21 protein-coding genes are annotated in these 20793 nt (G+C 75.5%); 12 read left to right on the top strand and 9 right to left on the bottom strand.

Annotated features, from left to right (window positions below; translation table 11 throughout):
* Window position 1: 1 nt before the first annotated feature.
* On the top strand, window positions 2–646 hold the full coding sequence (locus ACFQ8T_RS09190; RefSeq protein ID WP_430546235.1) for a prepilin peptidase: 645 nt from the start codon (window positions 2–4) through the stop codon (window positions 644–646).
* A gap of 35 nt (window positions 647–681) precedes the next feature.
* Here the strand turns inward: ACFQ8T_RS09190 and ACFQ8T_RS09185 are convergent, their stop codons facing one another.
* From ACFQ8T_RS09185 to ACFQ8T_RS09175, 3 genes are all read right to left on the bottom strand, one after another.
* On the bottom strand, window positions 682–2337 hold the full coding sequence (locus ACFQ8T_RS09185; protein ID WP_430546234.1) for a serine/threonine-protein kinase: 1656 nt from the start codon (window positions 2335–2337) through the stop codon (window positions 682–684).
* 113 nt (window positions 2338–2450) lie between these two features.
* The gene (locus tag ACFQ8T_RS09180) at window positions 2451–3020 is read right to left on the bottom strand and encodes a YbaK/EbsC family protein (RefSeq protein WP_430546343.1); all 570 of its coding nucleotides are present in this window, start codon (window positions 3018–3020) and stop codon (window positions 2451–2453) included.
* 20 nt (window positions 3021–3040) lie between these two features.
* A complete protein-coding gene (locus ACFQ8T_RS09175; RefSeq protein ID WP_430546233.1) occupies window positions 3041–3592 on the bottom strand; it encodes a YbhB/YbcL family Raf kinase inhibitor-like protein in 552 nt (183 codons plus the stop codon).
* 142 nt (window positions 3593–3734) lie between these two features.
* Between ACFQ8T_RS09175 and ACFQ8T_RS09170 the strand changes: the two genes are divergently transcribed.
* From ACFQ8T_RS09170 to ACFQ8T_RS09130, 9 genes are all read left to right on the top strand, one after another.
* Window positions 3735–4496 (top strand): SDR family oxidoreductase, encoded by a 762-nt coding sequence (locus ACFQ8T_RS09170; RefSeq protein WP_430546232.1) that lies wholly within the window; start codon window positions 3735–3737, stop codon window positions 4494–4496.
* An 11-nt stretch (window positions 4497–4507) separates the two neighbouring features.
* The gene (locus ACFQ8T_RS09165) at window positions 4508–5092 is read left to right on the top strand and encodes a TetR/AcrR family transcriptional regulator (RefSeq protein WP_430546231.1); all 585 of its coding nucleotides are present in this window, start codon (window positions 4508–4510) and stop codon (window positions 5090–5092) included.
* Window positions 5093–5152: 60 nt separating this feature from the next.
* Complete coding sequence (locus ACFQ8T_RS09160; protein ID WP_430546230.1) at window positions 5153–6202, top strand: NADPH:quinone oxidoreductase family protein; 1050 nt, start codon at window positions 5153–5155, stop codon at window positions 6200–6202.
* A gap of 186 nt (window positions 6203–6388) precedes the next feature.
* A complete protein-coding gene (locus tag ACFQ8T_RS09155; protein WP_430546229.1) occupies window positions 6389–7144 on the top strand; it encodes a glucose 1-dehydrogenase in 756 nt (251 codons plus the stop codon).
* A gap of 129 nt (window positions 7145–7273) precedes the next feature.
* Entirely contained in the window at window positions 7274–8053 is a 780-nt protein-coding gene (locus ACFQ8T_RS09150; RefSeq protein ID WP_430546228.1) for an ABC transporter ATP-binding protein, read from the top strand.
* The gene (locus ACFQ8T_RS09145) at window positions 8050–8769 is read left to right on the top strand and encodes an ABC transporter ATP-binding protein (RefSeq protein WP_430546227.1); all 720 of its coding nucleotides are present in this window, start codon (window positions 8050–8052) and stop codon (window positions 8767–8769) included. Before ACFQ8T_RS09150 ends, ACFQ8T_RS09145 begins: the two co-directional genes overlap by 4 nt.
* A gap of 57 nt (window positions 8770–8826) precedes the next feature.
* Window positions 8827–9705 carry a branched-chain amino acid ABC transporter permease gene (locus tag ACFQ8T_RS09140; protein WP_430546226.1) on the top strand — a complete coding sequence of 293 codons (879 nt, stop codon included), beginning with the start codon at window positions 8827–8829 and terminating at the stop codon, window positions 9703–9705.
* The gene (locus ACFQ8T_RS09135) at window positions 9702–10874 is read left to right on the top strand and encodes a branched-chain amino acid ABC transporter permease (RefSeq protein ID WP_430546225.1); all 1173 of its coding nucleotides are present in this window, start codon (window positions 9702–9704) and stop codon (window positions 10872–10874) included. The genes ACFQ8T_RS09140 and ACFQ8T_RS09135 overlap by 4 nt, the downstream gene beginning before the upstream one ends.
* 5 nt (window positions 10875–10879) lie before the next feature.
* The gene (locus tag ACFQ8T_RS09130; RefSeq protein WP_430546224.1) at window positions 10880–12151 is read left to right on the top strand and encodes an ABC transporter substrate-binding protein; all 1272 of its coding nucleotides are present in this window, start codon (window positions 10880–10882) and stop codon (window positions 12149–12151) included.
* Window positions 12152–12233: 82 nt separating this feature from the next.
* Here the strand turns inward: ACFQ8T_RS09130 and ACFQ8T_RS09125 are convergent, their stop codons facing one another.
* From ACFQ8T_RS09125 to ACFQ8T_RS09105, 5 genes are all read right to left on the bottom strand, one after another.
* Window positions 12234–13868: an AMP-binding protein gene (locus ACFQ8T_RS09125; RefSeq protein ID WP_430546223.1), complete on the bottom strand. Its 1635-nt coding sequence runs from the start codon at window positions 13866–13868 to the stop codon at window positions 12234–12236.
* Between the two features lie 59 nt (window positions 13869–13927).
* A complete protein-coding gene (locus ACFQ8T_RS09120) occupies window positions 13928–15145 on the bottom strand; it encodes an acyl-CoA dehydrogenase family protein (RefSeq protein ID WP_430546222.1) in 1218 nt (405 codons plus the stop codon).
* Window positions 15145–16254: a phosphotransferase family protein gene (locus ACFQ8T_RS09115; protein ID WP_430546221.1), complete on the bottom strand. Its 1110-nt coding sequence runs from the start codon at window positions 16252–16254 to the stop codon at window positions 15145–15147. The genes ACFQ8T_RS09120 and ACFQ8T_RS09115 overlap by 1 nt, the downstream gene beginning before the upstream one ends.
* 125 nt (window positions 16255–16379) lie before the next feature.
* Window positions 16380–16781, bottom strand: coding sequence for an acyl-CoA thioesterase (locus ACFQ8T_RS09110; RefSeq protein ID WP_430546220.1), 402 nt, complete (start codon window positions 16779–16781; stop codon window positions 16380–16382).
* Window positions 16782–16834: 53 nt separating this feature from the next.
* Window positions 16835–17554, bottom strand: a complete 720-nt coding sequence (locus ACFQ8T_RS09105) for a QsdR family transcriptional regulator (RefSeq protein WP_430546219.1) — start codon at window positions 17552–17554, stop codon at window positions 16835–16837.
* A gap of 99 nt (window positions 17555–17653) precedes the next feature.
* Here ACFQ8T_RS09105 and ACFQ8T_RS09100 point away from each other — a divergent pair, with 99 nt between their 5' ends.
* Both ACFQ8T_RS09100 and ACFQ8T_RS09095 read left to right on the top strand, forming a co-directional pair.
* Window positions 17654–18898: an acyl-CoA dehydrogenase family protein gene (locus tag ACFQ8T_RS09100; protein ID WP_430546218.1), complete on the top strand. Its 1245-nt coding sequence runs from the start codon at window positions 17654–17656 to the stop codon at window positions 18896–18898.
* 46 nt (window positions 18899–18944) lie between these two features.
* Window positions 18945–20171, top strand: coding sequence for an acetyl-CoA C-acetyltransferase (locus ACFQ8T_RS09095; RefSeq protein ID WP_430546217.1), 1227 nt, complete (start codon window positions 18945–18947; stop codon window positions 20169–20171).
* Window positions 20172–20265: 94 nt separating this feature from the next.
* Here ACFQ8T_RS09095 and ACFQ8T_RS09090 read toward each other — a convergent pair whose 3' ends face one another.
* Window positions 20266–20751: a pyridoxamine 5'-phosphate oxidase family protein gene (locus tag ACFQ8T_RS09090; RefSeq protein ID WP_430546216.1), complete on the bottom strand. Its 486-nt coding sequence runs from the start codon at window positions 20749–20751 to the stop codon at window positions 20266–20268.
* Between the last annotated feature and the right edge of the window lie 42 nt (window positions 20752–20793).

The raw sequence follows: 20793 nt of genomic DNA, 5'->3' as shown, positions 1-20793 counted from the left end.
CGTGCCGTTCGCCACGGCCGCGCCGACCTCGGTCCTCGTGGGGGCGGTCGCGGGGCTGCTCGCCGGCGTCGTGCTGTGGCGGTGGCTGCGGACGGGGGCGTACCGGTACGACACCGACGAGCCGCGCTCACGCCTCGGGCGTGCGTGGACGGTGGTGCCGCTGGCTGCGGCGGGCGGGGCGGTCGCGGGGCTCGTGCCGTGGCCGCTCGCCGCCGCCGCCGGGGTGTACCTCGTCGGCGGGGCCGCGCTCGGGTGGATCGACCTGGACGTGCACCGCATCCCGGACGCCGTCACGCGCGTGTGGGGGCCCCTGGTCGCGCTGGCGCTCGGGGTGCCGGCCGCGGTCGCCGGTGACTGGGCGGTGCTCGGCCGGGCCCTGGGCGGCGCGCTCGCGCTCGGGGCGCTGTTCGCGGTGATGGCCTTCTTCAGCATGGGCCTGGGCGACGTCAAGCTCGCGGTCGTCACCGGCCTGGTCGTGGGCCCGCTCGGCGTGTCGGGCGTGGTCACGGCGCTGGTCGCCACCTGCGCCGTGGCTGCGCTCATGGCGGTGGCGCTCCTGCTGCGCGGGGCGGGGCGCAAGACCCATCTCGCGTACGGGCCCGCGCTCGTCGCGGGCGCCGCGGTCGCGCTCGTCGTCGCCGCCTGACGACGACGTCGGGACCTCCCGCGCCCGCGGGCCGCTCAGCCCAGGCGGTCGAACGACGCCTCGTAGGCGCCGCCGTGCTGCGTCATGGTGGCGTCGTCGCACTCGTACTCGACGTCGGCGCCGGGCACCGACACGGGCCGGCTGCGCTGCGTCGTCCCGGCGACCTCGTCCTCGACGGTGACCCCGGAGTAGTCCACGTCCTCGACGTGCAGGACGCCGTCCTTCGTCGTGACGTGGAACGTCGCGGTGCCGCTCCAGGTCTGGACGATCTCGCCCAGGGTCGAGTGCGTGCCGCGCAGCGCGTCGGCGTCGTCGAACCGGGCGGTCTCCGTGCCGTCCTCCCGGAACTCGAGCACGCGCCCGTCCCACCCGGTGACGTCGACGGGCTCGCCGAGCTCGGGCTGCTCCCACGTGTCGGCCATGGACGTCTGCGTCCATCGCCCGACGAGGCAGGAGTCGATCGCGGCCTCGGCCGCCGTCGTGCCGGGGGACTCGGGCGACGACGGGTCGTCGTCGCCCCCCAGGAGCAGGACGGCCCCGGTGGCCGCGCCGGCCAGCACGACGGCGACGACGGCGACGACGGCGACGACCCGGCCGCGCCGTCGGGCGGGCGGGGCGGCCGGGGGCTCCTCCGGCGGTTCCTGCGGCGTCTGCGGGGCGGCGGCACCGGGGACGAACGTGTCGGCCGCGCTCGACCACTCGTCGTCGACCGGCGCCGGGACCGCGAGGGGCACGTCGGCGGCGCCGGGCGGCGCCGGGGCGGGTGCCGCCGGGGCGTCGGCCCCGACCGGTGCGACCGGTGCGACCGGTGCGACCGGCTGCGCCTTCGCCGGCGCGGCCGGGGGGCCGGGCAGGTCGGGCTGGGCGTCGAGGATCTCGCGCACGCGGGGCCGCGCGGCGGGGTCCTTGGTGAGGCAGGCCCGGACGAAGGGCAGGAGCTCCTCGGGGCACCCCTCGAGCTGCGGGTCCTCGTGGACGACCCGGTAGTACATGAGGTCCGGCCGCCCCTGGCCGAACGGGCGGCTCCCCGTGGCGGCGAAGAGGGCCACCCCGCCGAGCGCCCACACGTCGGTCGCGGGGGAGACGTCCTCGCCGCGGGCCTGCTCGGGCGCCATGAAGACGGGGGTGCCCAGCGGGGACCCCGCGTGCGTCAGCGCCGTCGCGTCGGCCGCCTGGGCGATGCCGAGGTCGATGACGCACGGGCCGTCCGGGCCGAGGAGGACGTTGTCCGGCTTGATGTCGCGGTGCACCATGCCGGCGCGGTGCACGGCGTGGAGTGCCTCGGCCACGTGGCCCACGAGCGTGCGGACCTCGGCGGGCGGCAGCGGGCCGTCCTGGGTCACCCGGCGCGCGAGCGTCGGGCCGGGGACGTACTCGGTGGCGAGCCAGGGGGTCGCCGACGCGAGGTCGGCGTCGATGAGGGCCGCGAGGAACGGGCCGCGCACGCGGAGCGCCGCCGTGACCTCGCGCTCGAACCGGGCGCGGAACTCGGCGTCCTCGGCGTAGTCGGCGCGGATCACCTTGATCGCCAGGCGCCGGCCGCTGCGCATCGTCCCGAGGTACACCATGCCCATGCCGCCGCGGCCGATCCGGCCCAGGAGGCGGTGCCCGCCGAGCTCCTCGGGATCGTCCGCGGTCAGCGGCCGGACGCCGTCCGGCAGGGCCGTGTCGTCCGTCCGGTGCTGCGACAAGGGAGCTCTCCAGGAATGGGTCGAGGGGCGTCCCGGTGCAGGCCGGGGCAGCTGGCGATCCTACCAACGCCGCCCCGGCGCACCGCGATTCCGAGACGCCTGTCAGCGGGCGGTCACCGGGACACGGCGAGCCCGTCGACGACCTCGACGCCGGGCATCGCGCAGAGGAGCTCGCCGGGCATGAGCAGCTTGGACCGCCGCACCCCGGAGCCCATCAGTGCGAGCGCCCCCGGCGCGGCGAACCGGGAGTCCACGAGCACCCGCCACCCGGCGGGCAGGCCCACCGGGGTGATGCCGCCGTACTCCATCCCCGACTCGTCGGTCGCGCGCTCCATGGGCAGGAACGACGCCTTGCGCGCGTCGAGCAGCTTGCGCACGCGGGTGTTGACGTCGGCGAACGTGGCCGCGGTGACGACGCAGGCGGCGATGCGTTCGACGTCGCCGCGCCGCCCGGCCACGACCACGCAGTTGGCGGAGGCCTCGGGCGGCAGACCGTGCAGGTCGTTCAGCGTGGCCGTGTCCGCGTGGTCCGGGTCGATCTCCGTGACGGCGACCAGCCCGCCGACGCGGTCGTCCAGCGCGGCCCAGGCGCGCAGCGCGTCGGCGACGGGCGGCGCGAGCAGGTCGGGACGGTCGAGCGCGGGCGTCCACGTCAGGTCGCCGAGGGTGGGGAGCCCGGGCATCCCGGGCGTCGTCGCGCCGCTCACCGGCGGTAGGTCGCCGTGAGCGTGGCGCGCGCGAGGACGTGGAAGTAGACGTTGAACGCGACGTGCACCGGGCTGTTCGCCTCGGACAGGCCGAGCGACGGGACGTCGAGGGCGTGCACCGCGAAGACGTAGCGGTGCGGGTGGTCGCCGGGCGGGGGGCCGGCCCCCTCGAAGCCGAGCCGTCCGCCGTCGCTCGGCACGTGGAACGCCCCGGCCGGGAGGCTCGCGCCGCCCACGGCGCCCGCGCCGCGCTCCAGCGAGGTGACGTCCGCGGGGACGTCGACGGCGGTCCAGTGCCAGTAGCCCGACGGCGTCGGGGCGTCCGGGTCGAAGCAGCTCACCACGAACGACCGCGTCGCCGCGGGGGCGCCCGACCACGCGAGGTGGGGCGACACGTCGGCGCCGTCGACGCTGAAGTCGACGGCGAGCGGCTCGCCGTCGGTGACGTCCGAGCTCTTGAGCGTGAACGTCGCCGGGACGGGGAGCAGCGAGTACGGGTCCGGGGGCAGCGGTCGTGCGAAGTCCTTGCCTGTGTCCGTGCCAGTCATGGGGCCATGCTGCCCGACCGCCCGCGGTGCTGGCCAGGGCGGCGATGACGGCCAGCGCGGCGCGGGCGGGCCGTGGTACGGTGCTCGCGCAAACCGACCGGACGGTACGCCGGTCGGTCGGGAGCGTCGCGAGGAGGCGATGGTGGGGTCGGTCGACAGGTTCACGGGCAGGTTCACGGACAGGGTCGCGCTGGTCACCGGCGGCAGCCGTGGCATCGGGCTCGCCGTCGCCCGGCGGCTCGTGGACGAGGGCTGCGCCGTCGTCGTCACCGGGCGCAAGCAGGAGGCGCTCGACGAGGCCGTCGCGGCCCTCGGGCCCGAGCGCGCCTCGGGCGTGGCGGGCCGGGTCGACGACCCCGCGCACCGCGCCGCCGTCCTCGCCCACGTCGTCGAGCGCCACGGGCGCCTCGACCACCTCGTCAACAACGCCGGCATCAACCCGGCGTGGGGGCCCGCGCTCGAGGTGGACCCGGGCGTCGCACGCAAGATCCTCGAGGTGAACGTCGTGTCCGCGCTCGAGTGGACCCGCGACGCCGTCGCCGGCGGGCTGAGCCGGTCGGTCGTGAACGTGGCCTCGATCTCCGGGACGTCCTCCAGCCCGAACATCGCCTTCTACGGCGCGTCCAAGGCCGCCCTCATCAACCTCACCCAGCAGCTCGCCCAGGAGCTGGCGCCCGCGCTCCGGGTCAACGCCGTCGCCCCGGCCGTCGTGAAGACGCGTTTCTCCCGCGCGCTCTACGAGGGGCACGAGGGGCAGGTGGCAGAGCGCTACCCCCTCGCGCGGCTGGGCGTGCCCGACGACGTCGCCGGTCCCGTCGCCTTCCTGCTCTCGGACGACGCGGCGTGGGTGACCGGCCAGACGCTCCGGATCGACGGCGGCGCGAGCATCGCGCCCGTCGGGTGAAGGATGGGGGCATGAAGAGCACGAACGTCGCCGACCGGGTCACCGCGGCCGCCCTGGACCTGTTCGCCACGCAGGGGTACGCCACCACCAGCGTGCAGCAGATCGTCGAGGCCGCGGGCGTCACCAAGGGCGCCATGTACCACTACTTCCAGTCCAAGGACGACCTGCTGTTCGCCATCTACGACCGGATGCTGGCGCTGCAGAAGGCCCACCTCGACCAGATCGTCGCCTCCGGCGGGCCGGTCGAGGACGTCGTGCGGGCCGTGTGCGTGGACGTCGTCGAGACCTCGATCGACTTCCTGCCGGAGGGCACCGTCTTCTTCCGCAGCATGCACATGCTCACCGAGCCGCGGCTCAAGGAGGTCACGCAGCGCCGTCGCGAGTACCACGACGAGTTCGCGGCGCTCCTGCGGCGCGGCCAGGACGAGGGCGTCTTCCGCACCGACGTCCCGCGGCCGCTGCTGGTGGCGCACTTCTTCAGCGACGTGCACTACCTGTCGCACTGGTACTCGCCCGAGGGCCCCGAGACGAAGTCCGAGGTGGCCGAGCAGCTCACGGGGCTGTTCCTGCGCGGGATCCGGACCGCCGCGGACTGACCAGGCCCGCCGCGGCGCCGACGACCGGGCGGGCACGACACCGACGAGACGAGAGCGACGATGACGACGCTGCCCGGAACGACCCCCGCCCGTACCCCCGCCGCCGACGGTCCCGCGACGATGCGCGCCTGGCGCGTGACCGGCCCGGGCGAACCTGCGGACGTGCTGCGGCTCGACGAGGTGCCCGCGCCGGAGCCCGGGGCGGGGGAGGTGCTCGTGCGGGTGCGCGCCGTCGCGGTGAACTTCCCGGACGTCCTGCTGGCCCGCGGCGAGTACCAGGTGCGGCCCGAGCCGCCGTTCGTGCCCGGCATCGAGCTGTGCGGCGACGTGGTCGCCCTCGGCGAGGGCGTCACGGCCGGCGACCGCGGGATCGCGCCGGGCGCACGCGTGGTCGGCTCCGCCATCGGCGTGCTGTCCGAGCTGGCGGCGCTGCCCGCCGCCGCCGTGCGGCCGGCGCCCGAGGGCCTGGGCGACGCCGAGGCGGCCGCGCTGACGATCGCGTACCAGACGGCGTGGTTCGCCCTGCACCGCAAGGCGCGCATCCGGCCGGGGGAGCACCTGCTGGTGCACGCCGCGGCCGGCGGCGTCGGGACCGCGGCGGTGCAGCTCGGCGTCGCGGCGGGGGCCCGGGTGATCGGCGTCGTCGGGAGCCCGGCGAAGGCGGCCGTCGCGACGGCGGCGGGTGCGCACCACGTCCTCGTGCGCGACGGCGACCTCGCCGCCCGGGTCAAGGAGCTCACGGGAGGCGCGGGCGCCGACGTGGTCGTCGACCCGGTCGGGGGCGCGTCGTTCGAGCAGTCGACGCGCTGCATCGCCTTCGAGGGGCGGGTCGTCGTCGTGGGATTCGCGAGCGGCGACGTCCCGCCGGTGCGCGCGAACCACGCCCTCGTGAAGAACTATGACGTGCTCGGCCTGCACTGGGCGCTCTACCAGCAGCGCCGCCCCGACCTGGTCGACGCGGCGCACGACGCGCTGTCGCGCCTGGCCGCGGAGGGCGCCGTGCGGCCCGTGGTCGCCGACGAGGTGCCCTTCGAGGACGCCCCCGCCGCCGTGCAGCGCCTCGCCGGCGGCACCACGACCGGCCGCCTCGTCGTCCGCGTCGCCGGCTGACGCACTGCGCACGTCCACCGACCCCACCCCGCCGCCCTTCCAGCAAGCGATCTGTCGCGGCAGACCTGGCCTTGCCGCGACAGATCGCTTGCTCGACCACCACGCTATGGGGGGCGCCACCGGGCCGGATGCCGCGACAGATCGCTTGCGGGAAGGCGTGCTTACGCACCGACCTGGAGGAAGCCCATGTCTGCTCGTCCCGTCCCGACCGTCGCCGACCGCCCGCTCGAGGGGCGGGTCGCGCTCGTCACGGGCGGTGCCCGCGGCCTGGGCGCGGCGTACGTCCGCGCCCTGCACGCGGCGGGCGCCGCCGTCGTCGTCGCGGACGTGCTCGACGACGAGGGGGCGGCCCTCGCGGCCGACCTCGGCGACCGGGCTCGGTCCGTCCGCCTCGACGTGACGGACGAGGCGGGGTGGGCGGCGGCGGTCGAGGCCGCGGTCGAGGCGTTCGGGGGCCTGGACGTGCTCGTGAACAACGCGGGCATCGCCAACTCCGCCCCCATCGAGCACTACTCGACGGCCAAGTGGGACGCCGTCATCGCGGTCAACCTCACGGGCACCTTCCTGGGCTGCCGCACGGCGGTGCCGGTGATGAAGGCCGCCGGGGGCGGGTCGATCGTCAACGTCTCGTCGGTCGAGGGGCTGCGGGGCGGCGAGCGGCTGCACGGCTACGTGGCGTCGAAGTTCGGCGTGCGGGGGCTGACCAAGTCGCTCGCCGTCGAGCTGGGCCGGGACGGGATCCGGGTGAACTCCGTGCACCCGGGCCTGGTGCGGACGGAGATGACGACGCGTATCGACACCGACGCCGTGCCGATCCCGCTCGGGCGCGCGGCCGTGCCGGACGACGTGGCGGGCGCCGTGGTGTTCCTCGCGAGTGACGCGTCGGCGTACCTCACGGGCGCGGAGCTCGTCGTGGACGGGGGCCTCACCGCGGGCGTCTGAGAGTCCCCGGGCCCCGTCGAGCGGGCCGGACGTCACGGCACTGCAACATTCTGAAGAATGTCTCGGCAGGGCATACCGGCCAGTCGGTTTATCGGCTAGCGTGGCACCACCCGACACGAAGAGGTGCCGATGTCCCGCCGTATCCCCGCGTCCCCCGCGACAGCGCACAGCCCCGCAGCCCGCCCGCGACTTGAGGTCTCCGGCCTCACCGTGACCTTCGGCGGCCTCACCGCCCTCGACGGCGTCGACCTCACGGTGGGCGACCCGTCGGCCGGGGCCGATCAGGGCGCCGAGACCGTCGCTCTGATCGGTCCGAACGGCGCGGGCAAGACCACCGTCTTCAACGCGGTGTGCGGCCTGGTGCGCCCGTCCGCGGGGGAGATCCGTCTCGACGGGCGCCCCGCGCCCGCGTCCCCGTCCCGGCTGCTCGAGCGCGGGCTCGCGCGCACGCTCCAGGGGCTCGGCCTCTTCGCCGGGCTCACGGTGCTCGAGAACGTCCTGGTGCCGGTGGCCGGGACCGCCGGCGCCTCCGACGCCGCGGGGGCCGCGCTCGCGCGGCTCGGCCTGACCGGCGACGCCGGGACCGCGGTCGACGCCCTGCCCTACCCCGTGCGCAAGCGGGTGGCGCTCGCCCGCGCGCTCGTGGCGCGGCCGCGGCTCCTGCTGCTCGACGAGCCCGCGGGCGGCCTCGGGGCCGACGACGTGGAGGCGCTCGTCGACGTCGTGCGCGACGTCGTGGCGGACGGCTGCGCGGTGCTCCTGGTGGAGCACCACGTCGACTTCGTCATGGCCGTGGCCGACCGGGTCGTCGTGCTCGACTTCGGGCGCGTCGTCTCGAGCGGCACGCCCGAGGAGGTCCGCGCCGACCCCGCCGTCGAGGCGGCCTACCTCGGGCTGGAGGCAGCGTGAGCCCCGCCCTGGCCGTCGAGGGCCTGACCGTCGGCTACGCGGGCGCGCCCGTGCTCGACGGTCTCGCTCTCGCCGTCGCCCCCGGCGAGGTGGTCGCCCTCCTCGGCGCGAACGGCGCCGGCAAGACGACCCTGCTCCGGGCGCTCTCCGGCCTCACGGCGCCGCGCGCGGGCCGCGTGCTGCTCGACGGCGCCGACCTCACCGACCTGAGCGTCGAGGACCGCGCCCGGCGAGGGCTGGCCCAGGTCCCCGAGGGGCGGAGCGTCGTGACCGAGCTGACCGTCGACGAGAACCTCCACCTCGGCGCCCTGTGGTGCCACCCCGGCCGCGCCGCCCGGCGGGCCGCCGTCGCCCGCACCTACGACCTGTTCGAGCCGCTCGCGCGCCGCCGCTCCAGCCTGGGGCACCAGCTCTCCGGCGGCGAGCGGCAGATGCTCGCGCTCGGCCGCGCCCTGCTCGCCCGCCCGCGCGTGCTGCTCCTCGACGAGCCGTCGCTCGGCCTCGCGCCGCGCGTCGTCGCGCAGCTCATGGGGGTACTGCGCGCCACGGCGCGGGAGACCGGCCTGACGGTGCTGCTCGCGGAGCAGAACGTCACCAGCGCCCTGTCGATCGCGGACCGGGGCGTCGTGCTGAGCCTCGGCGCGGTGGTGGTCGACGCCCCCGCCGCCGAGCTCGCCGGCGACCCCGCACTCCGCCACGCCTACCTGGGCTTCTGACCGGCTTCCGACCGGTCCCGACCGGCACCCGACCTGCGTCCCCGAGAGAGGCTCCCCATGGACCGACTCGTCTTCCTCCTCGCCACCGGGCTCGCCCGGGGGCTCGTCGTCGCGCTCTTCGCGCTGTCCCTCGTGATCGTCTGGCGCGCCGCACGCCTCGTGAACTTCGCCCAGGCCGCGGTCGCCACCGTCGCCGTCTTCGCGGCGTTCGCCGTCACCGGCGCGACGGGGTCCTTCTGGGCGGGGCTGGCCGCCGCGCTCCTCGCCGGGGCCGCGCTGAACGCCGCCGTGGAGCGCGGCCTGATGCGCCGGGTGCCGTCGGGCAGCCCGCTGCCCGGGATGATCGTCGCCATCGGGCTCGTCATGGTGCTGCAGTCCGCCCTCGGGATCGCCTTCGGCCCCCGGCACCGGCCGATGGCCGCGCCGTTCGACGAGCGCCCCTTCGTCGTCGGCGGCGTGCCCCTGCTCTCGCCGTACGACCTGTTCGTGCTGGTCGTGGCGCTGGCGGTGGTCGGGCTTCTCGCGTGGCTCTTCAACGGCACGTCGCTGGGACTGCAGCTGCGCGCGTCCGCGGCGGCGCCCGAGGTGTCGCGCCTGCTGGGCGTGCGCGTGCCGCGCATGGTCACCCTCGGCTGGGCGCTCTCGGGCGCCGTCGCCGGCCTCGCGGCGCTCCTGCTCGTGCCCACCGAGCTCGGCCTCAACGCGCACTCCGCCGACCTGCTCTTCGTGCACGCCTTCACCGTCGCCGTCCTGGGCGGGCTCGACTCGCCGACCGGGGCCCTGGTCGGCGGCGTCCTCGTGGGGGTGCTCGTCAGCCTCGTCACCGGGTACCTCGGCGCCGGCGTCGCCCCGCTCGCCGTCCTCGCCCTGCTCACGCTCGTGCTGCTGGTGCGGCCCGGCGGGATCTTCGCGGCCGCCCAGGTGCGTGCCGCATGACCGCCACGAGACCCGCCGAGACCGAGGAGACCGTCGTGCGAGACGCGCGCCGCCCCGAACCGCGGCCCGCCGGCCGCCTCACGCCCACCCAGCGGATCCTGCTGCGCGCGGTCGTGCTCACGCTGCTGGCGGTCGCGGCGACGTTCCTGCTCGACCCGTACCGCAACTACCAGCTCGCCGTCGTCGCCGCGACGTTCTGCGCGACGGCGGGCCTCACGCTCCTCGTCGGCCTCACGGGCCAGCTCTCCCTCGGGCACGCCGTGCTCATGGCCGCGGGCGGGTACGGGTACGCCCTCACCGTGAACGCGGCGTCCGGCGCCGGCCTCGACGGCGACGGCGCGGCCGGCGCCGCGCGCGTCGTCCTGGGGCTGGTCGGGGCTCTGCTCGCCTCCGGCGCGCTGGGCGGGCTGCTCGGCCTCGCCGGCGCCCGCCTGCGCGGGCCCTATCTGGCGGGGCTGACGCTCGCCATGGTCGTCGCGCTGCCGGCCCTCACCGCGCAGGTGCCGGCGCTCGGCGGCGACCAGGGGCTGGCCGTCCCGTTCGAGGGCGTGCCCGAGGCGCTGTCCCGCCTGATCGCCGTGGAGCAGTGGCACGCCTGGGTGGCGATCGTCGTGGCCGCGCTCGCCGTCACGCCCCTCGCGGTGCTGCGCTCCGGCCGCGCGGGCCTGCGCATGCGCGCCGTGCACGGCGACGAGACCGCCGCCCGGCTCTCCGGGGTGTCGCCGGCGCGGGTCAAGGTGGGCGCGTTCGTCGCGAGCTCGCTCGCCGCCGGGCTCGGCGGCGCCGCCCTGTGCCTCGTCACCCAGTCGGTCGGCCCCGGCCGCTACGACCTCGCGTTCTCGCTGCTCCTCGTCGTGGCCGCCGTCGTCGGCGGGCTCGGCAGCCTCGGCGGCGCGGCCGCCGGGGCTGCGCTCGTCGTGCTGCTGCCGTGGCTCGTCGACACCGTCACCGGCGCCGTCGGCGTCCCCGCCGACCTCGAGCAGCGGCTGTCCGGCAACCTCGCCGTGCTGGTCTTCGGCGCCCTGCTGATCGTCGTGACCCTGGCCTGGCCGGGCGGGCTCGCCCGCGCCACGGCCCGCCGTCGGCCACGCCCCGCACGACCCCGTCCCCGCGGCCGCACCGACGCGCCCGCGACACCGCCCCCAGCGTCACAACCACTCGAGAGGTGATCCCCATGCGGAACCCCCGCACCGCCACCGCCGGTACGACTGCCGGCGTCGCCGCGGCGTCCGTCGCGTGCCTGGCCCTCGCCGGCTGCAGCACTCCCGCCGCGGCGGCCCCCGGCATCAGCGACGACACCGTCACGGTCGGCACGCACCAGCCGCTGACGGGCCCGGCCGCCGCCGGGTACGCGTCGATCTCGGCCGCCACGAAGGCGTACTTCGAGTACGTCAACGCGCACGGCGGCGTCCACGGCCGCTCCATCGAGTACGTGGTCAAGGACGACGGGTACAACCCGGCGAACACCCAGACCGTGGTCCGCGAGCTGGTGCAGGAGGACCAGGTGTTCGCCCTGCTCGGCGGCCTCGGCACGCCGACGCACTCGTCCGTGCTCGACTACCTCGACCAGAACGACGTGCCCGACCTCTTCGTCGCGTCCGGCAGCACGATGTGGGACGACCCCGAGGGGCACCCGAACACGTTCGGCTTCAACGCCGACTACGTGGTCGAGGGCGCCGCGCTCGCGCGGTACACCGCCGACGAGCACGCCGGCAGCAAGGTCTGCGTCTTCGGGCAGGACGACGACTTCGGCGAGGAGTTCCTCGAGGGCGTGGAGCTCGCCCTCGGCGCGGACGGCGTCACCGCCCACGAGTCGTACTCGACGTCGAACCAGGACGTCACCGCGCAGATGGGCGCCCTCCAGGCCGCCGGGTGCGAGGACGTGCTCCTCGCCACGGTGAACGGCTTCACGGCGCTCGCGGTCGGCACGGCCGCGAAGATGGGCTGGAGCCCGCGGTGGCTGGCGTCGTCGTCGGGCGGCGACTACCCGACGCTCGTCGAGCTGCTGGGCGAGGACGTGGCGCCCGCCCTGCTCGAGGGCTTCGTCAGCGCGAACTACCTGCCCTTCGGGCCGGACGGCGAGTGGGTCGAGCTGTTCGAGCAGATCAACGACGAGTACAACGACGGCGCGCGCTTCGACGGCAACACCGTGTACGGCATGAGCGTCGGCTACCTGTTCGCCGAGGCGCTCGCCGAGGCGGGCGAGGACCCAACACGCGAGAGCCTGGTCGAGGCCGTGGAGTCGGGCCGGCTCGAGGGCAACGGCATCCTGCCGCTCATGTTCGGCCCGGACGACCACTCCGCGTTCGACGGCGTCGGCATCACCGTCGTTGCCGACGGCGTGCAGGACTACGTCGGCGCCACCTACGCCGTCGGGGGCGGGAAGGTCACCGAGGTGGAGCCGCAGCCGGTGGAGCTGCGAGGAGGCGGCGTCCCCGCCTCGTAGCCTCGCCGCCGCCCCGCCGTCGTCGGCGCGCGTCTGGCGCTATCCGAGGACCGGATAGCGCCAGACGAGCGCCCACCACCGGTCAGGGGACGGGGGCGAAGCGGGCGGGCAGCTCGCGCTTGAGGATCTTGCCGCTCGGGCCGAGGGGGAGCTCGTCCACCACGTGCACCACGCGCGGGTACTTGAACGCGGCCACGCGCTCGCGGACCCAGGCGGCGAGGGCGTCGGCGTCGAGCGTGCGCCCGTCGGCCGGCACGACGGCGGCGTGGATCTCCTGCCCGTGCACCGGGTCCGCGACGCCGAAGACCGCGGCCAGCGCGACGTCGGGGTGGGACACCAGCGTCGCCTCCACCTCGGTGGGATACACGTTGTACCCGTTGCGGATGATCATGTCCTTCTTGCGGTCGGTGATCGCGAGGATCCCGTCGGCGTCGAGCGTGCCGAGGTCGCCGGTGCGGAACCAGCCGTCGACGACGGCCGCGGCGTCCGCGTCCGGCCGTCCCAGGTAGCCCTTGAGCAGGTTGTGCCCGCGCACCACGATCTCGCCGAGCGCGCCCGGCTCGCTCAGCAGGTGCACCTCGTGGTCGATGACGGCGTCGGCGACGGCGACGTCCACGCCCCACATCGGCCGGCCCACCGTGCCGGGCCGGATCGGCTCGAAGACGGTGTTGAACGAGACGCTCGGGGACGTCTCCGTGAGGCCGTAGCCCTCGTGCACCTCGGCGCCGTAGGCGGCGGCGAACTCCTCGAGCACGCTCACCGGGAGCGCCGCGCCGCCCGAGACGGCGTACCGCAGCGGCGGCCGGGCGTCGCTGCGACGCGCGGCCTCCAGCATCCCGACGAACATCGTCGGCACGGCGGTGAACACCGTGGCCCGGTGCGCCACGAGCAGCTCGAGCGCCTGGTCCGGGTCGAACCGGGGCAGCAGCACCACGGACGCCCCGACGCGGAACGCGCAGTTCATCACCGCCATCTGTCCGAACGCGTGGAACAGCGGGAGCCCGCCGAAGACGACGTCGTCGTGCCGCAGGTCGAAGGAGTCGATGAGGGAGCAGTGCACCTGCTCGACGGCGGCGAGGTGGGAGCCGACGGCGCCCTTGGGCAGCCCGGTGGTGCCGCTGGTGTAGAGGATCGTCGCGGCCGACGTCGGGTGCACCGGCGTGTGCCGCTCCACGGGCGTCGCCGCGGCCGCCTCGTCCTCGAGGCGCGGGAGGGCGGGCCCGCCCTGCTCCGCGGCCGGGGCGAGCACCGTGACGAGGGGGACGCCCGCGCGCTCGGCGGCGGGCACGGCCTCGGCGAGCAGCGGCGCGGCCGCGACCACGACGTCGGCCCGGCTGTCGCGCAGCACGAACTCGATCTCGCCCGACCGGAACAGCAGGTGGATCGGCACGACGACGGCGCCGAGCGAGAGCGCGGCGTAGTAGACGCGCGCGAAGTCGGGCACGTTGGGCACGACCATGGCGACCCGGGACCCGCGAGCGATCCCGCGCGCGGCCAGAGCGCCGGCGTACGCGCGGGTCTGGTCCCACAGCTCGCCGTACGTGGTGGTGGTCCCCGCGAAGTGCAGCGCGGGGTAGTCGGGGTGCCGGCGCGCCGTCTCCGCGAGCAGCGACGCCGCCGACAGCGTGCCGAAGCCGGGGCCGTCGACGGCGTCGGTGGAGGCGCCCTCGGACGCGGGGCCGGGGGATTCCGCGCTGGGTTCGGGGGTGGGTGTCATGTCCGGTCCTTTCGTCGTCGTTGATCGTGGGGACGGAGGTCGTTCAGGTCTCGGGCGGTTCAGGGCCGCAGCTCGGCCCGGCCGAGGGAGCCGAGGTGCACCTCGTCGGGGCCGTCCGCGAGCCGCAGGGCGCGGGCCGCGGCGAACATCTCGGCGAGCGGCTGGTCGCCGGACAGCCCGGCGGCGCCGAAGAGCTGCATCGCGCGGTCGAGGACCGCCTGGACGGCACGCGGCACGGCGATCTTGATGGCCTGGATCTCGCGCATGGCCTTCCGGTTGCCGACGGTGTCCATGAGCCAGGCGGTCTTGAGCACGAGCAGGCGCAACGCCTCGACCTCGACGCGGGACGTGGCGACCCACTCGCGGACCACGCCCTGCTCGGCGAGCGGGCGGCCGAACGTGGAGCGCTCGCGCGCCCGCCGTCCGGCGAGCGCCAGCGCCCGCTCGGCCATGCCGAGGGCGCGCATGCAGTGGTGGATCCGGCCCGGCCCGAGGCGCGCCTGCGCCATCGCGAACCCGTCGCCCTCGCCACCCAGGAGGTTCGCGGCGGGCACGCGGACGTCGTCGAAGGCGATCTCGGCGTGCCCGCCGTGGTCGCGGTCGTCGTAGCCGAACACGGTCAGGGGGCGCACGACCGTCACACCCGGGGCGTCGCGCGGCACGAGTACCATCGACTGCTGCCGGCGGGGTGGCGCGTCCGGGTCGGTCTTGCCCATGACCACGAGCAGCGCGGCGCCCGGGTTCATCGCGCCGGTGGACCACCACTTGCGGCCGGTGATCACGAGCTCGTCGCCGTCGCGGCGGATGCGGGTGCCGATCTGCGACGCGTCGCTCGAGGCCACCCCCGGCTCGGTCATGCAGAAGGCCGACCGGAGGCGCGCGTCGAGCAGCGGGTCGAGCCACTCGCGCTGCTGGTCCGGCGTGCCGAAGTGCGCGAGCAGCTCCATGTTGCCGGTGTCGGGGGCGGCGCAGTTGAACGCCGCCGGGGCCAGCCGCGGGCTCCAGCCGGTGAGCTCGGCGAGCGGCGCGTACTGCAGGTTGGTGAGGCCGGCGCCGCGGTCCCCGGCGGGCCCGTCGCCCGGGAGGAACAGGTTCCACAGGCCCTGCTCGCGGGCAGCGTCCTGGAGCTCGCGCAGCACGGGGCGCGGGGACCACTCGTCCGGGGCGGCCGCGAGCTGCGCGTCCAGCACCGGTTCCGCCGGCAGCACGCGCTCGTCGAGGAACGCGCGGACCCGGTCGGTGAGCTCGGCGGTGCGGGCGTCGGGGGCGAAGTCCATCAGGCCCTCCTGGCGGGCGTCGCGTGCGCGAGGCCGTCCTCGGCCAGCGGCTCCACGAGGGCGCCGATGCGGTCGAACCCGTCGCCGACCGTGTCGCCCGCCCGGTAGCGGTAGTGGATCCCCTCGAGGATCACGGCGAGCTTGTACGCGGCGAACGCGCGGTACCAGGACAGGTCGGGCGGCGCGGTGCCGGACCGCGCGGCGTACGCGTCGACAAGGGCGGCGAACTCCGGGTAGCCGGCGCCGGGGACGACGGCGCTCAGCGCGCCGTCGTCGGCGCTGCCGTCGGGCGCGTCGTCGCCTGCCGTGCCGGCGAGCCCGCGGATGTCCCAGTACAGGCCGAGCATGCCGAGGTCGACCAGCGGGTCGCCGAGCGTCGCCATCTCCCAGTCGAGGACGGCGGCGACGCGCGGCGCGTCGGGCGGCCCGGCGACGATCGCGTTGTCGAGGCGGTAGTCGCCGTGCACGATGCCGGCCCGCCCGCCGGAGTCGGGGACGCGCGCCGCGAGGCGGTCCTGCAGGGCGTCCAGCCGGGGCAGGGGACGGCTGCGGGAGGCGCCGTACTGGCGTCGCCAGGTGGCGAGCTGCCGGCCGAGGTAGCCGTCGGGCCTGCCGAAGTCCGCGAGGCCGACGACGGCCGGGTCCACGGCGTGCAGGTCGGCGAGCACCTCGGCGAGCTCGAGGCCGAGGGCGTGCAGGCCGCCCGCGGTGAACGCCGCGTTCTGCGCCGGGCGGGACAGCACCGTGCCGGCCACGTGCTCCATGACGAAGAAGACGGTGCCGGTGACCTCGCCACGGTCGGTGTCGTCGACGACGTCGACGGTGCGGGGCACCGGGACGGGGCTGCCCGCGAGGGCGGAGACGACGCGGTGCTCGCGGCGCATGTCGTGCGCGGTGGACAGCACGTGGCCCAGCGGCGGCCGCCGCACGACGAGCGGCACGCGGGCCCCGTCGACGCGGTACGTGAGGTTGCTGCGGCCGCCGGCGATCACGCTCGCGGTGAGCTCGCCGCCGGACCCTCCGTCGGGCGCGCCGTGGGCGAGCTCGGGGTGCTCCCGCCCCAGCCACGCCCGCAGCCCTGCGGTGTCCAGTCCGGGCACGTCGGTCATCGATGACCACCTTCCGTCGGCCCGGGTCGTCCCGGGGCTCGAGCGAGCATACCGCGCAGTCGGTATGTGGTGCGACCAGGTCGCCCGCGGGCGCGCGGGGCCGTTGTGGTCGGTCCTGGAGCGTGTCAGTCCTGCAGGGCGGCGACCGCCCGCCGGACGCCGTCGGGCACGGGCACCGGCCGCCGGGAGGGCTCGTCGACGAACACGTGCGTGAACCGGCCGACGGCGATCGGATCGTCGCCGCCCGCGCGGAGCACGTGCAGGTCCCACGTGAGGCTCGTGCGGCCCAGGCGCTCCACGCCGATCCCGACCTCGAGCTCCTCGGGGTACGACGCCGGCGCGCGGAACTCGCACGACGACGCCACGCACAGCCCGATCACGTCGCCCCGCGGGTCCAGCCCCCCGTGGGCGATCATCCACGCGTTCACGGCGGTGTCCATCGCGGCGTAGTACACGGTGTTGTTGACGTGGCCGTACTGGTCGTTGTCGTTCCAGCGCAGCGGGAAGGGGTGGCGGGCGCGGGGCATCGGTGCTCCTGGGGTGTCTGGGGCGGGGTCTCAGGGGGTGTCGGCGGGCGGGATCAGGCGGAGGTGGACGGCACCCGCAGCAGGTGGCGGAACGCGACGGCGGCGCGGTCGGCCTCGGGCGTCTCGCCCGTGATCAGGTCGGCATAGGTGAACGACTCGGAGACGCGCACCAGCAGGTAGGCGAGCGACGCGGGGTCGATGCCGCTCCTGCTGCCGGCGTCGGTCCCGCTGTCGTCGTCGAACGGGGTGTCGCCGAGATGGGTGCGCACCAGCCACTCGCAGGTCGCGAGGAAGCGGTGCTGGATGGGGCTCGCCTTGGTGGTGAGCAGCCGCAGGGCGCGCGCGGGCTCGCGGGTGAGGAAGTCCCGGAAGTAGGGGGCGGTGATGAGGTCGCCGGCGAAGTGCGTGAGGACGTCGGCGACCCGTTCGGCCCCGGTCTCGGACGCCGTCGCGCGGTCGGCCTGCACCAGGGTCGGGACGGCGAGCGACCACAGCACCTCGGTGAGGAGGGCGTCGCGGTTGCCGACCCACCGGAACACGGACGTCCGGTCGACGCCGAGGCTCGCGGCCAGGGGGCCCATGTCGAGGCGCCGCCCCGCGATGAACGTCTCGCGCGCGAGGTCGAACGCCCGCCGCGCGTCGGCGTGGGCGCCGGGCGCCAGGCGCAGGGACAGCGGCGTGGGCGCGGCCTCGAGGCCGACGGCCGCGATCGGCGCGTCGTCGTGCGCGTCGTCGTGCGAGACGGTCGTGGTGCTCGTGGTGCTCTCCGGCATGACCGCAGCCTAGTGTCGCGGGACGAGGCTCGTGCAACATCTTGGAAAATGATGCACGGGGGTGCACACTGGTCGCGTTCGACGACGATCGGAGCAACGATGACGTTCACCTCCCCGGCCACCTCGACCACCGGCCCGACCACCGGCCCGACCACCGGCCGGACCACCCGCCCCGCGGCGCTCGACGCCGACTTCTACGGCTTCCAGGACCTGCTCACCCCCCGCGAGCAGGAGGCGGCGCTCGCCGTGCGCGAGTTCATGGAGCGCGAGGTACGCCCCCTCGCGGACGACTACTGGGAGCGCGCGGAGTGTCCCGTCCACCTCTTCAAGCCGTTCGCCGAGCTGGGCACGGTGGGCGCGGCGTGGCCCGAGTGCGCGCCGTTCGAGAGCTCGGCGGTGTTCCGTGGCTGGATCGGCATGGAGCTCGCCCGGGTGGACTCCTCGTTCTGCACCTTCATCGGCGTGTCCTCGGGGCTCGCGATGAGCGCGATCGGCCTGGGCGGCTCGCCCGAGCAGCGCGCGCAGTGGCTGCCCCCGATGGCGAGCGGCGACGTCATCGGCGCCTTCGGCCTCACGGAGCCGCTGTCCGGCTCCGACACCGCGAAGGGGCTGCGCACCACCGCCACGCGCCAGGGGGACACCTGGACCCTGCACGGCGCCAAGCGCTGGATCGGCAACGCGACGTTCGCCGACGTCGTCGTGATCTGGGCCAAGGACACCGCCGACGACCAGGTCAAGGGCTTCCTCGTCCGGAAGGGGACGCCGGGCTTCACCGCCACCAAGATCGAGCGCAAGCAGTCGCTGCGCATCGTGCAGAACGCGGACATCGAGCTCGACGGCGTCCAGGTCGCGGAGGCCGACCGGCTGCAGCGCATCGACCGCTTCCGCGACGTCGCCCAGGTGCTGCGCGTGACGCGCGACGGCGTGTCCTGGCAGTCGCTCGGCACGATGATCGGCGCCTACGAGGCGGCCGTGGCGTACACGCGGCAGCGCGAGCAGTTCGGGCACCCGATCGCCAGCTACCAGCTGATCCAGGACAAGCTCGCCACCGCGCTCGCGAACGTCACCGCGAGCCTCGCCGTGTGCGTGCGCGTCTCCCAGCTGCAGGACGCCGGGACGCAGCGCGACGCGCACGCCGCGATGGCCAAGGCGTTCGTCACCACCCGCATGCGCGAGACCGTCGCGCTGTGCCGCGAGGCCTGCGGCGGCAACGGCATCACGCTCGACACCGGCGTCGCGCGGTACTTCGCCGACGCCGAGGCCGTGTACACGTTCGAGGGCACCCGGGACATGAACAACCTCATCGTGGGCCGCGAGATCACCGGCCACGCGGCGTTCGTCTGAGCCGCCCGGGCGCCCCCATCTCGTACCGACCCGAAGGAGACACGACATGACCGAGGCGTACATCGTCGCCACCGCGCGCTCGCCGATCGGGCGCGCGCACAAGGGCTCGCTCAAGGACGTCCGCGCCGACGACCTCGCCGCGCGCATGGTCGAGGCCGCCGTCGCGCAGGTGCCCGGGCTCGACCCGGCGCGCATCGACGACCTGCTGCTGGGCTGCGGCCTGCCCGGCGGCCGGCAGGGCATGAACATGGCCCGCGTCGTGGCCGTGCTCAACGGCTGGGACCCGGTGCCCGGCACCACCGTGACCCGCTACTGCTCCTCCAGCCTGCAGACCACGCGCATGGCGTTCCACGCCATCAAGGCGGGGGAGGGCGACGTCTTCGTGTCCGCCGGCGTCGAGTCGGTGAGCGGCATGGCCGTCGGGTCGAGCGACGAGATCCCCGGCGTCGACCTCACCAACCCGCGCTTCGCCGAGGCGCTGGAGCGCACGGCGAAGCGCGCCGTCGGCGGCGCCGGGACCTGGACCGACCCGCGCGCCCTCGGGGCCCTGCCGGACGCGTACGTCGCCATGGGGCAGACGGCGGAGAACGTCGCGGACCTGCGCGGCATCTCGCGCCGCGACCAGGACGAGTTCGCCGCGCGCAGCCAGCAGCGCGCCGAGGCGGCGATCGCGGACGGCTTCTGGGCGCGGGACATCACGCCCGTCACGCTCGACGACGGCACGGTGGTGTCCGCGGACGACGGCCCGCGCGCCGGCACGACGGTCGAGAGGCTCGCCGCGCTCGACCCGGTGTTCCGCCCCGACGGCACGGTCACCGCGGGTAACGCGTGCCCGCTCAACGACGGGGCCGCCGCCGTCGTCGTGGTCTCCGACCGCGTCGTCGACGAGCTCGGCCTGACGCCGCTGGCGCGCATCGTGTCGACCGGTGTCACCGGCCTGTCGCCCGAGATCATGGGCCTGGGCCCGGTGGGGGCGAGCCGCCAGGCGCTCGCCCGCGCGGGGCTCGGGATCGACGACATGGACCTCGTCGAGATCAACGAGGCCTTCGCCGCGCAGGTCATCGCGTCGGCCCTGGAGCTGGGCATCGAGGACGAGCGGCTCAACGTCCACGGCGGCGCCATCGCCGTCGGCCACCCGTTCGGCATGACCGGCGCGCGCATCACGTCCACGCTGATCAACGGCCTCGAGGTGTCCGGTGGTCGCTACGGCCTGGAGACCATGTGCGTCGGCGGCGGGCAGGGCATGGCGATGGTGCTGGAGCGCGTCGCGTAGCGCGGGGCGCCCTCGACGTAGCGATCGCTGCCGCTTCCGGGCGGTGACGACGACGGATCGCTACGTCGAGGGAGCCCGTGCCGGGCGGCGACGCTCAGAGCCACTCGCCGTCGCGCATGAGGGTGCGGCCGGCGAGCTCGTCGACCTCGCGCCACGCCAGGACGCGCCGCGGCCGCAGCACGAGATAGACGTCGTGCTCGCCGCCCGGGCGCGGGTCCCAGTCCGCCTGCGAGGCATAGCCCTCCGCGATCTCCGGCGGCGCCTCGGCGACGCGGACCGAGCGCTCGAGGTCGGCGTCGATCATGACGACGTCGCGCGTCGCCCCGAGCGAGAGCCGCGCGGTGCCCGTGGCCAGCAGGTTGCGGCCCGTGCGCGACGTCGCCTCGAGCGCGAGGACGACACGGTCGTCGATCCAGGCCAGCGATAGCGGGACCAGGTACGGCGCGGGCTGGCCGTCGGCCGCCGTCGACGCCGTGGCGACCCAGACGTCTCGCACGGGGGAGGTCAGCATCGCCAGCGTGTCGGCGCGGCGCTGCTCGCGCGTGCGGGGACCGGGGGCGACCTGCGGGTTCGTCGTCATGGCGTCATCCTGCCCGACCCGGTGCCCCCGGACGGCGCGCCG

It is taken from the genome of Isoptericola sp. NPDC056618 (assembly GCF_042792715.1).
GTDB lineage: Bacteria > Actinomycetota > Actinomycetes > Actinomycetales > Cellulomonadaceae > Isoptericola > Isoptericola nanjingensis.
Note: the sequence above shows the minus strand (reverse complement) of the source record. Positions and strands in the feature narration are given on the sequence as shown.

Bases quoted from the DNA above. Each gene is read 5' to 3' on its own strand.
- ACFQ8T_RS09180 (WP_430546343.1), bottom strand. From the start codon at position 3,020: ATGCCCGGGCTCCCCACCCTCGGCGACCTGACGTGGACGCCCGCGCTC.
- ACFQ8T_RS09175 (WP_430546233.1), bottom strand. From the start codon at position 3,592: ATGACTGGCACGGACACAGGCAAGGACTTCGCACGACCGCTGCCCCCG.
- ACFQ8T_RS09165 (WP_430546231.1), top strand. From the start codon at position 4,508: ATGAAGAGCACGAACGTCGCCGACCGGGTCACCGCGGCCGCCCTGGAC.
- ACFQ8T_RS09160 (WP_430546230.1), top strand. From the start codon at position 5,153: ATGACGACGCTGCCCGGAACGACCCCCGCCCGTACCCCCGCCGCCGAC.
- ACFQ8T_RS09155 (WP_430546229.1), top strand. From the start codon at position 6,389: ATGTCTGCTCGTCCCGTCCCGACCGTCGCCGACCGCCCGCTCGAGGGG.
- ACFQ8T_RS09150 (WP_430546228.1), top strand. From the start codon at position 7,274: ATGTCCCGCCGTATCCCCGCGTCCCCCGCGACAGCGCACAGCCCCGCA.
- ACFQ8T_RS09140 (WP_430546226.1), top strand. From the start codon at position 8,827: ATGGACCGACTCGTCTTCCTCCTCGCCACCGGGCTCGCCCGGGGGCTC.
- ACFQ8T_RS09135 (WP_430546225.1), top strand. From the start codon at position 9,702: ATGACCGCCACGAGACCCGCCGAGACCGAGGAGACCGTCGTGCGAGAC.
- ACFQ8T_RS09130 (WP_430546224.1), top strand. From the start codon at position 10,880: ATGCGGAACCCCCGCACCGCCACCGCCGGTACGACTGCCGGCGTCGCC.
- ACFQ8T_RS09125 (WP_430546223.1), bottom strand. From the start codon at position 13,868: ATGACACCCACCCCCGAACCCAGCGCGGAATCCCCCGGCCCCGCGTCC.
- ACFQ8T_RS09120 (WP_430546222.1), bottom strand. From the start codon at position 15,145: ATGGACTTCGCCCCCGACGCCCGCACCGCCGAGCTCACCGACCGGGTC.
- ACFQ8T_RS09115 (WP_430546221.1), bottom strand. From the start codon at position 16,254: ATGACCGACGTGCCCGGACTGGACACCGCAGGGCTGCGGGCGTGGCTG.
- ACFQ8T_RS09110 (WP_430546220.1), bottom strand. From the start codon at position 16,781: ATGCCCCGCGCCCGCCACCCCTTCCCGCTGCGCTGGAACGACAACGAC.
- ACFQ8T_RS09105 (WP_430546219.1), bottom strand. From the start codon at position 17,554: ATGCCGGAGAGCACCACGAGCACCACGACCGTCTCGCACGACGACGCG.
- ACFQ8T_RS09100 (WP_430546218.1), top strand. From the start codon at position 17,654: ATGACGTTCACCTCCCCGGCCACCTCGACCACCGGCCCGACCACCGGC.
- ACFQ8T_RS09095 (WP_430546217.1), top strand. From the start codon at position 18,945: ATGACCGAGGCGTACATCGTCGCCACCGCGCGCTCGCCGATCGGGCGC.
- ACFQ8T_RS09090 (WP_430546216.1), bottom strand. From the start codon at position 20,751: ATGACGACGAACCCGCAGGTCGCCCCCGGTCCCCGCACGCGCGAGCAG.